We start from the raw sequence: 14,840 nt of genomic DNA, 5'->3' as shown, positions 1-14,840 counted from the left end.
AAATCATATTAGTAATTATATATACCGGAAGGTTAATTATCAATCACCTCTTTTCATTTTTTAGGCAGTCATTGAAAGATGATTTTTTGAGCAGCCTCTTATGGTATAATGATTCGTCAGTATATGTTTTTCGTCAGTATAAGTTATTGAGGTGACCTTTATGAAAGTCCCGAACAAGAAGCCCTTGGGAAGACCTCCCGTACAGCAGGAAGGGATGCCTACTTCCCAGCACATCTTAGTTACCGCCTCTAAGCTGTTTATGGAAAATGGCTATGAATCCGTTTCGATGAATATGGTGGCGCAGCATTCCGGCGTGACTAAAGCTTCGGTATATTATTATTTTCCGACCAAAAACGAGCTGTTCGTAGCATGCATGGTCGCTGTCCTCGTCAATGTGAAGCAGCGCATTGAATCGATATTGGCACAACCGGGCTCCTTCCGGGAGCGGCTTGTGCTCATTTCCCAAAATTATTTGCGAGTCCCCCAGGTGCATATGGACGGGATGGTGGAGAAGCTGAAGCATCATTTAAGCGAGGAGCAGCATGAACGTCTAAATCGTCATGAGAATGCTCTATACGAGGCACTGGAGCAAGGCTTCGCCGATGCTGTCGAAGATGGAGAGATTCATTGCGACGAGCCTTTTCTCGCTGCGCATCTGTACGTATCCATGCTGAAAGTGGGCGAACGCCGCTATTCGAACAATGAGACTTTGTTCGAATCGAATGAAGAAGCCGCCGCTAAAATCGTGGCCTTTCTGTGGAGAGGTATTCATAAATAATAAAGTACAAAGGATGGATCGGCATGGCTTTCGGAATTACGCGCAAGGAATTGAACGCATGGAAGCAGCGGGTTGCGCAAGGAGACATTGCTTATTTGACGCATTACTGGCTCGACCCGCGATTTCCGGGAATCACGACCGTCACTAAAGTAGGCTGCAATGATCTTGAACGGTTGTCAGCCTGGTGCAGAGCTAACGGCCTGAACCCGAAATATATTCACCGCCGGGATGAGTACCCCCATTTCGACTTGATCGGGACGAAGCAGGTAGAAATTCTTACCCGGGAAGGATTGCATGATCAGATCCAGCGATTCAATCTTATAACACCATATTAAAGGCAGGCCGCATTCATGTTATGCTGGCCTGCCTTTTTTAATAAATCTATGTGACGGCTTAGCCGTTAAGCCTGTTCGCCCGTTATGGCCACTCCGACCCGATGAACAAGCTCCGAGCTTTCCTGATTGAGCCCTACAAGCTGTACTTCTTTGTCCTGCTCCCGATACTTGGCAATCACCTTGGAGATCGCCTGAACGGCCGAATGATCCCATACGTGGGATTTCGTGAAATCGATCATAATTTGATCGGGATCGTTCGTCGGGTCAAACTCATTCAAGAAGCCGGTGACGGTACCGAAGAACATTTGACCTTTCACCGTATATTTTTTGATAGCCTCCTGCTCTTCCGCAGTAATGCGGATCTTGGCCATCCTCCAGGCAAAAATAAGGGTGCTGAGCAGAACGCCAATGCCGACGCCGATCGAAAGGTTATTCGTGGCTACAACGGCCGCAACGGTAATAACCATCACGAAGCCATCCGAAAACGGAATTTTTCGACGCATGGATCTTAGATAGCTCCAATCGAAAGTGCCTATGCATACCATGAACATAACGCCGACTAAAGCCGCCATAGGAATTGCCTTAACGACATCGCCAAGGACAATGATGAGAAATAATAAACCAACGCCCGATACCAAAGTAGATAAGCGGGTTCTTCCTCCGGATTTTACGTTGATCATCGACTGGCCAATCATGGCACAGCCTGCCATTCCCCCGAAAAAACCTGTGACGATGTTCGCTAGCCCCTGTCCTTTCATCTCCCGATTCTTATCGCTGGGCGTATCCGTAATTTCATCAATTAACGTCGCCGTCATCAGTGACTCAAGCAGCCCAACAACAGCTAGTGATAAAGAAACCGGAAAAATAACCTTGAGCATTTCCCAGGACAGAGCCACCTCTGGAAGATGGAATGTCGGCAGCGCACTCGTAATCGTTCCCATATCCCCAACCGTTTTGACATCCAAGCCGAGAACCACAGTAATGACTGATACAATAATAATGGCGGCCAAAGCCGAAGGAAATGCCTTCGTAATCCGTGGAAATACATAAATGATAACGAGAGTCAAAGCAACCAGAGCGTACATCATCCAACCCTCGCCCGTGAAATACGTAAGTTGAGCCATGAAGATCAGAATCGCCAATGCATTCACAAATCCGACCATAACGGAATGCGGCAGAAAGCTGATTAGTTTGCCGAGTCTCAGCACACCGAGAATAATTTGAATGATGCCTGCGAGTATCGTAGCTGCGAACAGGTACTCAATTCCGTAATCGCGAACAAGTCCTCCCATCAACAGCGCCATCGCCCCCGTAGCCGCAGAGATCATCCCTGGCCGGCCTCCCGCAAAAGCAATCACAACAGCGATGAAGAAAGAAGCATACAGACCCACCATCGGGCTGACCCCGGCCAGCAGTGAGAAAGCGATCGCTTCAGGAATTAAAGCAAAGGCTACCGTCAGGCCAGACAGCAGGTCGCTCCGAGTATTCGAGAACCATGCTGTTCTCATATTTACTGTTTTAAACAATTGATGTAATCCTCCCTGTTTATCTAGATGGTCCGGTGCAACGCTCACGAACTCGATTATATAAAATTTCAACGATGTATCACAAGTGAATATTCCCCCATGTAAGCGGTAACATATTGTGTATCCTTTTTATTGCTGCCTTTTAGAGTAGTTTGCTGTCCTTATCTTCCTTACCACAGAAAAAGCACCCTGTATGTGATTCATACAGGGCGCTGCATAATGCTGTATCCTTTGGCTGTGTTCACGTCATCCAAAATACTTAGCTATAATTTCTGCGATGGCCATGCTCTTTATCGGCTTACTGATATAATCGTCCATTCCGGCGTTCAGGCAGTTCTCCCTGTCGCCCTTCAATGCGTTAGCGGTAACCGCGACGATGACCGGCCATTTATTTGCAGGTACGGTCTCCTTAATAACCCGGGTTGCATCGAATCCGTTCAGTTCAGGCATGTGAACATCCATGAAAATAAGATCAAACGGTTCATAAGCGACTTTTTGAATGACTTCAATGCCGTTCGAGACGATCGTGATTTGGTGTCCAAGCCGCTCCAGCATTTTTTTCAACACGATCTGGTTAATTTCATTATCCTCAGCCACGAGCACTTTTAGCGATGGAGCATGTGTTCTGTCTGTACAGGCTCCCTCTCCTTTACCGGAAGCAGGCTCCTTCTTTGGCTCCTTTAAAGCAATATGGAAAGCAAAGGTAGCGCCCTGCCCTTCCGTTGGCTCGACCCAGATGTCCCCATCCATCAGCCCGATCAGCCGCTTGGTAATGGCCAGTCCCAAGCCTGTGCCCTCGTAATTTCGAGTCATGAAATGATCGAGCTGGGAGAACGGCTCGAATAGATGAGAAATTTTATCTTGAGGTATGCCAATGCCGGTATCCTTGACTACGATTTTCAATCTGACGTATTCCGCTTGCTTCTCAAGGGGATCAACCGATATAGATACCCCGCCGTTAAAAGTAAATTTAACTGCATTCCCGACCAAATTGAGAAATACCTGCTTCAAGCGATCGGGATCGCCGATCAATGCTTCCGGAATGTCAGGATGGACGTTGTACTCCATCTTTAATCTTTTCTCGTTGGCCCTTGGCGTAAGAACGTCCAACGTCTCGGCAATGCACTTGCGGATATCGAATAATTCCTTATGCAGTACGGTCTTGCCGGATTCGATTTTAGCAAAATCGAGAATGTCATTAATAATGCTCAGCAGGGTATCGCCGCTTTTGCGAATAATATCCAGGTATTCCCTCTGGGTACTATCCAGCTCCGTGGTCTCCAGCAATAAGTCCGTCATTCCGATGACCCCATTCATCGGCGTACGTATTTCATGGCTCATCATGGCCAGGAATTCGCTCTTGGCCTTGTTCGTGCTTTCCGCCGCTTCCTTGGCGATGAGCAGCCTTTTTTGCTCGGTAATATCTTTGGCAATAATATAAAAGCCCACGTTCTCGTTGTTGATAATAATCGGCGCTATTGTCGTTAGCACCTCTACCGTCTCGCCTTGCTTATTCTGAAGCTTATCAATCAGCTTCTCAATGCTTGGATCGTTAATCGCGTCTTTCAGGATGCGCTTTACATATTTCTCACCGATAAAATGCGAGAAGCTCCTGCCAGCCAATTCTTCAATCGCATAGCCGGTCATCTTCACGGCCATGACGTTGGCGTTTATAATTTTCCCCTCCAGGTCAAGGGAGAATACGGCGTCATGATTGTACTTCTTCAGCGAGGTATAACGCTCAACGGTTTCCTGTATTTTGCGTTCAATGTTTTTACGTTCCGTAATATCCTGTACGGTTCCGTTCATCTTGACGGCCTTTTTCTGGTCATCATAGGATACGATTCCTTTTAAACAGTAATAGCCTAAGCTGCCGTCGTCATATCTATATTGAAATTCAAAATCGAGCTTTCCGCTCTTCAGTGCCTGCTGAACCGCATCTATAAAACGTCCCCGCTCCGTACCCTGCATCAAAGCGACAAGCTTGGAGGAAGTCACTGCGGAATCCTTCTCGATATTGAACATCTCGTATACGTAATCAAACAGGACGATCTGATCGTTAGCCACGTCCCATTCCCAACTGCCGATTAACGCGGTACGCATCGTTTCCGACAGAATCGCCCGCTCATACTTCCATTTCGAAATGTCACGCCCTACTGCAAGAATGATCGGCTGCTCCAGTCCTTCGCGGATTTGGTTAATCTTAAACTCAAACCAGACGTACTTCCCATCCTTATGCTTAAGGCGCAGCTCTATTTTCCCCCCACTACGAATAATCCCCCGCATGGTCGGGAGATTCTGATCCTCAGGATGACACAGCTCATTGTAATGCCGGCCTAACACTTCCTCTGGAGCATATCCGAGGGCAGATCCGACGGATGGTGATATAAACTCGCAAATCCCTTCTTCGCTGCAGCAAAAAACAATATCTCCCACGTATTCAACGATCTGTCTGTAAAACTGATCCGACCTGAAATTAGACTGGATTTCCCCTGCACCGTAGCCGCATTCATCCCTGTTTGAAATCTCTTTCTGATTCTCGCGAATAGACTGCTGTCCATCTCCTCTGATGTTCATATTTCTGCCTCCGTCCAATAGGATGTCATATCATTCATCAATTGAATTCACGATTGAATATGAATACAGATCAGCTGCTACAGGAAATAATTATAGTAGAATTTTCTCTTTTCAAGAAGGCTAAAATGCATTATTGTTGCTAAGGGGCTTTTTTTGCCCTGGAAAGAGAAACCATATAGTTTGAGGTGATTATTTTGTCAACAACGGGGCAAGCTTCAAAACCCGGAAGTCTTTTTCGCAATCGGTTATACCAGACCATTCTCATCTCAAATGTCCTTCTGCAAATTGGAATTTGGGTCAGAAATTTTGCCATTCTAATGTTTGTAACAGATCAAACGAATCAAGATCCGCTGGCAATATCATTAATATACGTCGTCGAGTTTGCTCCGATTTTCGTGTTTTCCTTTATCGGCGGGGCATTTGCCGACAGATGGCTGCCGAAGCGTACGATTATTTGGTGTGACTTTCTGTCCGCGCTTTCCGTATTCGGCGTCCTGCTGACGCTGATGTACGGCTCCTGGGAGGCCGTCTATCTGGCTACCTTTGTATCCGCCATATTATCGCAGTTTTCTCAGCCATCCGTGATGAAGCTGTTCAAGCAGCACGTTCATCCGGATCAATTGCAGCAAGGCATGGCTTTGTTCCAATCGCTGGTTGCGATCTTCATGGTCGCCGGTCCCGTGCTGGGCATCTTTGCTTACCATCAATTCGGAATATATAATTCAATCGCCGTTATGGGCGTGGCCTTCCTGCTCTCTGCCCTCGTCATGTTCCGGCTGCCGCCTGACGAGAAGCCGGAGCACAAGCAGGTGCGTACGACAAATATCCGCCAGGAGCTGGCCGATGGATTTCGTTACGTATGGCGCAGCAAAGTACTTAAAGTGCTGGGCGCAACCTTTGCCATTGCAGGATTTGCGGTCGGAACGATTCAGACCCTCGGATTATTTATCGTTACCGAAAGATTGGGTCAGCCCAAAGAATTCCTGCAATTCCTGATGATGGTCAACGGTGTTGCTATGTTTATAGGGGGCATCGTCATTATGATGCTGACGAAGAAATTCGCCCCGCAGCTGCTGCTTGCCTTCGGAATAACGGTCAGTGCCGTATGTATTGTCGGCATGGGCTTATCGACCAGCATTCCTCTGACCCTAATCCTGCAGTTCATCAACGGCCTCACCTTCCCATGCATTCAGATCGGCATAAATACAATGATTCTTCAGAATACCGAGCAGTCCTACGTCGGCCGGGTTAACGGTGTGCTCAGCCCGATGTTTACGGGGATGATGGTCATCATGATGTCTCTGGCCGGCCCGCTCAAGAAGACGTTTCCACTCGTTGAAATCTATACCGTATCGGGAATCGTCATGCTGATGGGCGCTCTGATTCTTATACCGATCTTTAAGCATAAGCCTGCTCCAATCGCAATGAGTACAGATGCTGAAGCTTGTTCTTAATTAAACCAGCTCTATACACCCACATTCTATTAATTTAAACCGCTCTCTGAAGGGTGACTCAACGAAAATTTGATCTGGGGCGGATAGTGTACTTTATGTTCCTAGTGATTCAGAATCTATGCATGATTAAAAAGAGTCCGGAAGCAGCTTGTCTGCCTCCGGACTCTTTGCGCTGGCTATTCAGCACCCAGCGTGGAATCGGCTAATTCAATTAACGCTTATTGAAAATGTCCGTCAATACCGGTACGATTTGCGATTTCCGGGATACTACGCCTTTCAGCACAGCTTTGCTGTCAACGAGCTTCACGCCGTAAGCTTCCTCGACTGCGGCAGCTTCCTTGCCAACTGCAAGACCCACGGAATCATTGTTCAGAATATCCGTCACAACAAACAGGAACAGATCGAGTCCCTTCTTCTCCACGATGCCTGCCAGCGCAGTCTCCAAATCCGCCTGACGAGACAATACATCATTCACATCAACGGCATTGACCTGGGCGATTTCCACCTTGGAGCTGCCCATTTCAAATTCCTTCGCATCGAGGGAGATAAGGTCTTCAATCGACTTGTCGCTTAGATCGGCGCCTGCTTTAAGCATGTCCAAGCCATATTCATCCGCATTCACGCCAGCGATGTCGGCCAGCTCGCGAGCAGCCGCAACGTCCTGCTCGGTGCAAGTCGGGGATTTGAACAGCAAGGAATCGGAAATAATAGCCGACAACATCAAGCCTGCAATATTCGCCGGAACGGCGATCCCATTTTCTTTATACATTTTGTTCAAAATCGTTGCTGTACAGCCAACAGGCTCCGCACGGTAATAAAGCGGCCCGCTTGTTTCGAAGTTAGCGATACGGTGGTGGTCAATCACCTCGACGACCCGAACCTGATCGATATCCGAAACGCTTTGCTGGCGTTCATTGTGGTCAACGAGAATGACGTCCTTCACTTCGCCCGCTACGCTCTCAACGATACGAGGAGCCTTGAAACCGAAACGATCCAAAGCGAACCCTGTCTCCCCATTCACGCTCCCGAGGGCGACCGGCTCTACATTCCATCCCAGCTTGGATTTCAGATCCGCATAGGCGATGGCGGAGCAAATCGTATCCGTATCCGGATTTTTGTGACCGAAAATCAATACTTTGTCCATCTCAATACTCTCCTTTTACTCATTAACTTAGAAAAGTATATCCTACAAGGCCTTGGACAATCAAGATGATAGAGTCCTAGATTCAAATATTTTACATCGAATGTCATTATTTCTGCAAATCAAGCATGATCGAATTAAGGCGCAGCTCAGATTATTTTCAGCGTACATTCAGTAATCCCTCCTATAATAGAAAGAACTAATCGTCAGTCGTTACCAGAGGAGGCTTCGACCTATGAGTCATTTAAAAGGAATCAAAATTTTACTCATCGACGACGAGCCCCATATCGTTCAGTTCCTCGAGCTTGGGCTCCTCAACGAAGGGTACGAGGTGCGGAGCGCACATGACGGACTTAGCGCCATCAATCTAGCCGCGGAATTTCAGCCGCATATCATCGTCCTTGATGTCATGATGCCGGGCATGGATGGGTGGGAGGTCTGCCGACTGTTGAAAAAAAACGGCATGCATACCTCCATCATTATGCTGACCGCAAAGGATGAAGTGGAAGACCGGGTCAAGGGACTGACGATAGGCGCAGACGATTATGTCGTAAAGCCGTTCAGCTTCGAGGAGCTGCTGGCCCGGATCGGCGCTCGCCTGCGCAATCAATTCCCGGCACTTCTGGGGGAAGTGGCCTTGGGGCCTTTTCGTCTAAACGACAAGAAGAAGGAAATTAGTTATCACGAGCAAGTACTGGAGCTCTCTCCCACAGAGTATGAGCTTCTTAAATATCTGGTGATCAATCATGGCATCGTGCTGAGTAAAACGACTATTCTGGATAAAGTATGGGGCTATGACTTTGGCGGTGAAGAGAACATTGTTGAGGTGTACATCCGGTCGCTGCGCGATAAATTGCACGATAAGGAGCATCGCCTCATTCGAACACTGCGCGGAGCGGGGTACCGGGTCGATATATGAGCAGGCTAAAGCGGATACGAAGCCTTATTCGGAGGGGCGCAGCCCCCCGCTCTCTCCGAATCCAGTTATTGTCGCGTTCTCTACTCGTACTGGCCGTACTGCTTCTCCTGATCGGTGCGCTTCAATACGTAATTATGAAGGATTTCCTGTACCGGAATCAGGCAGAGACGATGAGCTCCCAAATGCGCGGGCTCCCAAAGGACCTTTTCGGTATCCCCGGTTTTGTCCCTGAACGCTGGAATATTCGCGTGCCGGGTTTAAGCGGAGACGCCCCCTCCCCGGATCCTGCCCCCAGTTCTAACGGTTCCTTAGATCATCCGGACAATCCGAGCAACCCGGATCGCGGGCCGTTTGTATTCCTGCCGGATATGTCGATTGCCTATATTTCGGAGAGCGGCGTGTTCACCGACTGGACGAAGGCAACAGGAATGGTGTCCCCTCAACTATCTTCGGACAAATACGCCGCCCTCCAAGCGGAATTTGAGCAGAGGATGCACGGCAACTATGAGGTGGTTGAGGACGAGACCGGCAGGGAGCAGCTCATCGTATTTCGCCCTGCCGGAGGGCCTGGCGCCCAATACGGGCTCATTCAGATCGGCAAAGACACCGCGCCGCTGCAGAGCATCGTCCTGCGCCAGCTCCTTACCTTCGCTACCTTGTCTGCGCTCGCCCTGGCATGCGGCCTGATGCTTTATCTGCCTTTGCTGCGCCAAACGCTGCATCCGTTGAACCGCATGGTGCGTACCGTGGAGGATATTAATGCAGGCAATCTGGGCATCCGCTTCCCTTCCAGACAGGGACAGTCGGAAATCGATGCGCTCGCCCAATCGTTCAACGGAATGCTTGAGCGGCTTGAAATCTCCTTTGAAGGAGAACGGGAAGCAAAGGAGCAAATGCGCCGCTTTATCGCCGATGCCTCGCATGAGCTGCGTACACCTCTGACTTCCATCCACGGATTTTTGGAAGTGCTTCTGCGCGGGGCGGCGGCAAATCCGGAGCAATTGCAGACCTCCCTGAAAAGCATGCTTGGCGAGTCCACGCGCATGAAGAAGCTGGTCGAGGATTTACTGCTGCTTGCTAAATTGGATCGCCAGCCTGTGCTAGAGCTGCGGGAAACGCGGCTAAATTCACTTATCTCGGAAATGGAGCCTCATTTACGAATGCTTGCGAAGCAGAGGACTGTTCGCTTCATCCTGACCGATGGAATCCGGGGGATGTTTGACGACAACGCCATCAAACAGGTTATCCTGAACCTGTTCAGCAATGCCGTGCAGCATACCGATCCCGAGCGGGGGCTGATTACCGTGACGCTAACCGCTTCGCGGGGCGAGGCCAAGCTGTCCATTCGCGATAACGGCTGCGGCATCCCGCCAGAGCACCTCCCGCATGTGTTCGAGCGCTTTTATCGCAGCGATGCCTCGCGTACGCGAAGCCATGGCGGAGCGGGGCTCGGCCTCTCCATCACTCAATCGATCGTGGAAGCGCACGGCGGTGATATTCAGGTCTCCAGTCCGCCTGGAGAAGGTACGACCTTTCAGGTGAATTTACCGCTGAATACACCGCAGCGGGATATGTAGCTATGTAGCGCCTATTTTTTCTCATATAATGACAGAAAGCCCGGGCAGAGCACTTGATAAAGAGCTCTACCCGGGCTTTAACGTTTTTAGCTGTCTGCCTCAATAACATACTGCTTGAATTTGTTGTAATCGCTTAGCTTACACTCCATTGTCAGCTTAGTTCCTTCAGCCTCGTAGCTGGTAGCCTTAATATTCGCATTCTCATTGAAATGGGATACGAGCGCGCCTTGATCATACGGAATAAGCATCTCGCAATGGATGTAATCCTTAAAAATCGCTTCTCTGATCCGCTGCACCAATTCCTCGATCCCGATTCGCGGCTTGGCGGCGATATATAGCTGCTCCCCCTGAACATCGGGTACAGGATGATCGGTTAGATCGCTCTTGTTATATGCATATAACGTCGGGATATCCGTAATGCCGATTTCCTTCAAGGTTTCATTGGTAATTTGGATAAGCCGTTCATACTCCGGGTTGCTGTAATCGACGACATGAATAAGCAAGTCAGCCTCCGCCACCTCCTCTAGGGTGGAGCGGAACGCCTTAACCAGATGATGCGGAAGCTTGCTGACGAAGCCTACCGTATCGGTAAGCAGAAAAGCTTTGTTATCCGGCAGCGGAATGTTCCGCACCGAGGTCTCCAGCGTAGCGAACAGCATATCCTTCTCAAAAACAAGCTTCTCCGGCGCCGGATTATACCGTTCCATCAGGGCGTTCATGATCGTCGATTTGCCGGCGTTAGTGTATCCTACCAGAGATACGACGGGCAGATCCTTCTTCTTGCGCTGTTTGCGCTGAGTCTGGCGATGGGCTACGAGCACTTCCAGCTCTTTGCTCAGCACCGTAATCTTCTCTTCAATCCGCCGACGATCCAGCTCCAGGCGCGTCTCCCCCGCACCCCGGTTCTTCGTGCCTACGCCGCCGCTCTGACGGCCAAGGGATTCCCTCATCCCGACAAGGCGAGGCAGCATGTATTTCATATGAGCGACTTCGACCTGGAGCTGAGCCTCCCTCGTCTTGGCCCGCTGCGCAAAAATATCGAGGATGAGCACCGTACGATCGATGACCTTGCACTCCAGATCCGCCTCCAGATTGCGAATTTGCGACGGGGACAGCTCGTCGTTGAAAATAACGAGATTCGCCTCCTGCCCTTCGATCAGCCCGCAGACTTCGCCAATTTTGCCTGTCCCAATGTAATGGGATTTATTTACCTTCGGCAAATTTTGCGTTAACGTACCGACGACCTCAATATGGCAGGCCTCCGTCAAATTAGCCAGCTCTTCCATGGAGTAATCGAAATCCTCCTGATGATTCAAGTTGACTCCAACCAGTATCGCCTTCTGTTGCAATTGTTTCATATAAACATAACCTCCTCCGACATTCGATGCCGAATTCCATCTTGATTTGCTTCGTGATCAAAAGTTAAAGGAAAAATAAAGACACAGGCGTCCCCCTGTGTCATTGCAAACAAGAACCATAAGCGACATCGAGCCTACGGCAAATAGCGCTATCCGTAAGCGACGTCAACAAAGTCGGCATATTCTATTATAAAGATCCCCTTTATGATAGACACCTCTCCCGTTTGCCCTGCACAGGGCAGAGCCTTTGAGCACTATTCAATTAGCCGCGCAAAGTGGTAAAACGGGATCTAATGTAAATCACAGGGAACCCTCCGTTCTTTTTCAAAAGTAATATCATATTAACATAATTTTCAATACCACACAATGCGGCTAGCAAGCTGTTATCGGGTCTAACGTTCATAAGTCTAAGTTTCATGATTTCGGAATAGTAAAACATTGTACGAAACCAATTGCATTCCAATTGCGTTTATATTGTGAAGGAGGCTGGCCATATGTCTGATTTTGGTTTCTCACCTATGGGAGGAGGAGGCTTTTTTAATTTAATGTTCACTCTTTTTCCCATCATCTTCATTATTGTATTAGGAATTATCATCGCTGCATTTATCTCGAACGGAGTAAAATATGCCAGGAACAAACGCTCTCCCCAAGAATCCGTATTTGCCACTATCGTATCCAAAAGGATGTACGTAGAGCATCATTCCAGCCATCATGCGAGTGATCATATGCATTCCTCCACGTCGCGAACCCATTATTACATTACTCTGCAATTCGACAATGGGGAACGCAGGGAATTTCTTGACGTTAAGAACCTGTTCGGCCTGGTAGTCGAAGGAGATACCGGATATGCCCTCGTCCAGGGGGAGTGGATCGTTGCATTTGAGCGAAGCGTAGAGAGAAGCCAGGAGAGAGCTTATTAAGGTAGTGATATCCCTGGCTATCGCAAATAAATAAGAAGGCTGGTATTTCCATGAATATGAAAAGGCTGCTGAGGCCGCTGCCGATTCTTCTTGCAGTAACCCTGCTTTGCGTTCTTACAGCCCTATTGCTTCCACCCACTGGAAGGCTGCTTACCTTTTGTAGCCCTTATTTTCTCGACGTTCCTGTTGGCCATCCTCGTGCATGAGTCGGGACACCTGCTGGTAGGGGCCTGGGCAGGGCTGAAGCCCGAAGAGATGATCGTGGGCCCATTCCGAATGACCTTTAGCGGAGGTTCTATCCGCTTCCGCCCCAACAACCGTTGGGAGCGATTTGGCGGAACGATGCGCTTTTCGGCCTGCTCTGGAAATCTGGATGAAATGGCGCGCAAGTGGAGCTGGATGGCTCTTGGCGGGCCCGCCGCCAATCTGTTAGCCGGCCTGCTGATTCTAAGCCTGCTCCCCTCGTCACATCTATGGACAGAATGTTTAATGTGGATCAGCTTTTCTCTTGTGGCAGCAACGCTTCTCCCATTATCCAATGGAGTCGGCCACTCCGACGGAAAGCTTTTTTTACTCCTGCGCAAAAAGTCGGCAAGGGCCGATTTATTGATGGCCGGAGTTATTCTGCAGAAGGATTATCTGTCCGAGCTCCGTCCAGCCGAGTGGAATTCCGAAGTTATTGCCGCAACCGTCCGGTTGCTGAATAGCTTGCCGGAACGGACGCCGGAGCAGTTCATTGAGGAAAGCGAGCTGCGAATGTTTCTCTATTGTCATTTTGCCGATAAAGAACAGCCGGAAGAAGCATTGAAGTATATCCAGCCAGTCAGCGTAACCTCCCCTTCTCCTGCTGTCATCCCATTAAACCGCATCATGATTGACAGCTTATATGCCGGACATCTTTTCTTGCACTCTCCACATGGCGATCAATCCCGTCAGGAGGCTGAGGCAATTGTAATGAATTTGCCCAACAACGAACCCTACAGCTACCACAAAGCTTGGGCCGCCATGCTGTCTGTACAGGGGAAAAAGGAGGATGCCTCCAAGCATTTATCTCAAGCTCAAATCCTGCTGGATCGCTGGTACAAACCGTTTGGAGCTTACCGTTTCGAACAGGTCATATTGTCGCAAATTGAAGATCGGTTGCAGCGGCGCTTCTCTTAGCCTACAGGGAACATTATTCAAGAAGACCGTCCTCTCCTAGAGAAGGGAACGGTCTTCATCTTCCTCATTAAGCTATGGGGTCTAGTCACCGATGAGACTAATGAGGATTTGGGAAGATAATTTCAGACACAGGCGTACGAAGGTTAATTTATCGGCAGCCCCTGACTTTTAGCATAATTCCCCCAATGTGGCCTGCGGCCGTCGATATCGCGATAGCCATACTCATCGGACAAGCTCCAGCTTGACCATACCTGGCCCGCTTTGGTCGCGATCTGGGGATCGGCAGCGAGCGCGGCGATTCCTTGCCCCAGCAAATATGGCGTTTCCGATTCGGCGTAATGAGGTTCTTTAACGATTGCGTCCCGCCAATTGCTCTCCTCCACGCCGAAGTGCTCCAGCATTTGCTCCGATCGCAGAAACCCCGGCGTGACCGCTAAAGCGGTTACCTGATACGGACGCAGCTCTTCGTTCATGGCATCGGCTAAGTGAATCGGGGATATTTTGGCCAGGCTGTAATACAAATTGCCGCGATAGTTGTAGCTCACCCCGTCCGTCACTTCAATAATCAATCCTGATTCCCTTGCAACCATAAGCGGCGCTCCGTAATAGCTAGTAATCAAATGTCCTTTGACTGCCCGCTCCTGCATAAGCAGCCCCTTCGAAAGTGAGGATTCCCAGAAGGGGGTGCCCCATTCGGTTAAATGCTCACCGCCCCACAGATTATTCACGAGAATGTCCAATCGACCGTGCTGCTCCCTACTCACCTGCTCGAATAAAGCCTTTACCTCTGCTTCTGATGTATGATCTGTCCGAACAGGGATTCCTTTCCCGCCGCAAGCTGTTACAAGCTCGGCGGTATCCTCAATCGTCTCGGAACGCTGCAGATCCGAAGGATTGCCACGAACGCTTCGCCCTGTGCAATATACAGTGGCCCCGGCTGCCCCGAGCGTGACCGCAATCGCCCGGCCTGCCCCTCGGGTCGAGCCAGCTACGACGGCAACCTTGCCTTCCAAGGAATTGCGCTTTACCAGGGCAGTTAAGGTCGATAATCTCTCGGTTTCCATCGTCATTTTGTTCGTCATTGTCATTCGATA

12 protein-coding genes are annotated in these 14,840 nt (G+C 49.4%); 7 read left to right on the top strand and 5 right to left on the bottom strand.

The genetic code is table 11. The features are described 5' to 3' along the window. Positions 1 to 160 precede the first annotated feature (160 nt). Together ACE3MQ_RS23975 and ACE3MQ_RS23970 are read left to right on the top strand one after the other, a co-directional pair. Positions 161 to 778, top strand: coding sequence for a TetR/AcrR family transcriptional regulator (locus ACE3MQ_RS23975; RefSeq protein WP_379397518.1), 618 nt, complete (start codon positions 161 to 163; stop codon positions 776 to 778). 23 nt (positions 779 to 801) lie between these two features. Then, complete coding sequence (locus tag ACE3MQ_RS23970) at positions 802 to 1,113, top strand: hypothetical protein (protein ID WP_379397516.1); 312 nt, start codon at positions 802 to 804, stop codon at positions 1,111 to 1,113. A gap of 65 nt (positions 1,114 to 1,178) precedes the next feature. Here ACE3MQ_RS23970 and ACE3MQ_RS23965 read toward each other — a convergent pair whose 3' ends face one another. Together ACE3MQ_RS23965 and ACE3MQ_RS23960 are read right to left on the bottom strand one after the other, a co-directional pair. Next, positions 1,179 to 2,621, bottom strand: a complete 1,443-nt coding sequence (locus ACE3MQ_RS23965) for a SulP family inorganic anion transporter (protein WP_379397561.1) — start codon at positions 2,619 to 2,621, stop codon at positions 1,179 to 1,181. Positions 2,622 to 2,885: 264 nt separating this feature from the next. Beyond that, on the bottom strand, positions 2,886 to 5,216 hold the full coding sequence (locus ACE3MQ_RS23960; protein WP_379397514.1) for a PAS domain-containing hybrid sensor histidine kinase/response regulator: 2,331 nt from the start codon (positions 5,214 to 5,216) through the stop codon (positions 2,886 to 2,888). 194 nt (positions 5,217 to 5,410) lie between these two features. Here ACE3MQ_RS23960 and ACE3MQ_RS23955 point away from each other — a divergent pair, with 194 nt between their 5' ends. After that, on the top strand, positions 5,411 to 6,670 hold the full coding sequence (locus ACE3MQ_RS23955; RefSeq protein WP_379397512.1) for an MFS transporter: 1,260 nt from the start codon (positions 5,411 to 5,413) through the stop codon (positions 6,668 to 6,670). Between the two features lie 211 nt (positions 6,671 to 6,881). Here ACE3MQ_RS23955 and ACE3MQ_RS23950 read toward each other — a convergent pair whose 3' ends face one another. Further along, positions 6,882 to 7,814: a manganese-dependent inorganic pyrophosphatase gene (locus ACE3MQ_RS23950; protein WP_379397510.1), complete on the bottom strand. Its 933-nt coding sequence runs from the start codon at positions 7,812 to 7,814 to the stop codon at positions 6,882 to 6,884. Positions 7,815 to 8,046: 232 nt separating this feature from the next. Here ACE3MQ_RS23950 and ACE3MQ_RS23945 point away from each other — a divergent pair, with 232 nt between their 5' ends. Then, the gene (locus tag ACE3MQ_RS23945) at positions 8,047 to 8,730 is read left to right on the top strand and encodes a response regulator transcription factor (protein WP_379397508.1); all 684 of its coding nucleotides are present in this window, start codon (positions 8,047 to 8,049) and stop codon (positions 8,728 to 8,730) included. Further along, on the top strand, positions 8,727 to 10,307 hold the full coding sequence (locus ACE3MQ_RS23940; protein WP_379397506.1) for a sensor histidine kinase: 1,581 nt from the start codon (positions 8,727 to 8,729) through the stop codon (positions 10,305 to 10,307). Before ACE3MQ_RS23945 ends, ACE3MQ_RS23940 begins: the two co-directional genes overlap by 4 nt. 86 nt (positions 10,308 to 10,393) lie before the next feature. On the opposite strand, the gene hflX is transcribed toward ACE3MQ_RS23940, so the two are convergent. Then, the gene (gene hflX / locus ACE3MQ_RS23935; protein ID WP_379397504.1) at positions 10,394 to 11,665 is read right to left on the bottom strand and encodes a GTPase HflX; all 1,272 of its coding nucleotides are present in this window, start codon (positions 11,663 to 11,665) and stop codon (positions 10,394 to 10,396) included. A 494-nt stretch (positions 11,666 to 12,159) separates the two neighbouring features. On the opposite strand from hflX, the gene ACE3MQ_RS23930 reads away from it, so the two are divergent. Continuing rightward, positions 12,160 to 12,585 (top strand): DUF2500 domain-containing protein, encoded by a 426-nt coding sequence (locus ACE3MQ_RS23930; RefSeq protein WP_379397502.1) that lies wholly within the window; start codon positions 12,160 to 12,162, stop codon positions 12,583 to 12,585. 186 nt (positions 12,586 to 12,771) lie between these two features. After that, positions 12,772 to 13,746 (top strand): hypothetical protein, encoded by a 975-nt coding sequence (locus ACE3MQ_RS23925; protein WP_379397500.1) that lies wholly within the window; start codon positions 12,772 to 12,774, stop codon positions 13,744 to 13,746. A gap of 143 nt (positions 13,747 to 13,889) precedes the next feature. Here ACE3MQ_RS23925 and ACE3MQ_RS23920 read toward each other — a convergent pair whose 3' ends face one another. Further along, positions 13,890 to 14,810: an SDR family oxidoreductase gene (locus ACE3MQ_RS23920; RefSeq protein ID WP_379397559.1), complete on the bottom strand. Its 921-nt coding sequence runs from the start codon at positions 14,808 to 14,810 to the stop codon at positions 13,890 to 13,892. Positions 14,811 to 14,840: the final 30 nt, after the last annotated feature.

The sequence above is a fragment of the Paenibacillus lentus genome, assembly GCF_042714055.1.
In the GTDB taxonomy this organism is placed as follows: Bacteria; Bacillota; Bacilli; order Paenibacillales; family Paenibacillaceae; genus Fontibacillus; species Fontibacillus lentus_A.
Note: the sequence above shows the minus strand (reverse complement) of the source record. Positions and strands in the feature narration are given on the sequence as shown.

Excerpts from the sequence above, each read along its gene's own strand:
- ACE3MQ_RS23975 (WP_379397518.1), top strand. The coding sequence starts at position 161 with ATGAAAGTCCCGAACAAGAAGCCCTTGGGAAGACCTCCCGTACAGCAG.
- ACE3MQ_RS23970 (WP_379397516.1), top strand. The coding sequence starts at position 802 with ATGGCTTTCGGAATTACGCGCAAGGAATTGAACGCATGGAAGCAGCGG.
- ACE3MQ_RS23965 (WP_379397561.1), bottom strand. The coding sequence starts at position 2,621 with ATGAGAACAGCATGGTTCTCGAATACTCGGAGCGACCTGCTGTCTGGC.
- ACE3MQ_RS23960 (WP_379397514.1), bottom strand. The coding sequence starts at position 5,216 with ATGAACATCAGAGGAGATGGACAGCAGTCTATTCGCGAGAATCAGAAA.
- ACE3MQ_RS23950 (WP_379397510.1), bottom strand. The coding sequence starts at position 7,814 with ATGGACAAAGTATTGATTTTCGGTCACAAAAATCCGGATACGGATACG.
- ACE3MQ_RS23945 (WP_379397508.1), top strand. The coding sequence starts at position 8,047 with ATGAGTCATTTAAAAGGAATCAAAATTTTACTCATCGACGACGAGCCC.
- ACE3MQ_RS23940 (WP_379397506.1), top strand. The coding sequence starts at position 8,727 with ATGAGCAGGCTAAAGCGGATACGAAGCCTTATTCGGAGGGGCGCAGCC.
- hflX (WP_379397504.1), bottom strand. The coding sequence starts at position 11,665 with ATGAAACAATTGCAACAGAAGGCGATACTGGTTGGAGTCAACTTGAAT.
- ACE3MQ_RS23930 (WP_379397502.1), top strand. The coding sequence starts at position 12,160 with ATGTCTGATTTTGGTTTCTCACCTATGGGAGGAGGAGGCTTTTTTAAT.
- ACE3MQ_RS23920 (WP_379397559.1), bottom strand. The coding sequence starts at position 14,810 with ATGGAAACCGAGAGATTATCGACCTTAACTGCCCTGGTAAAGCGCAAT.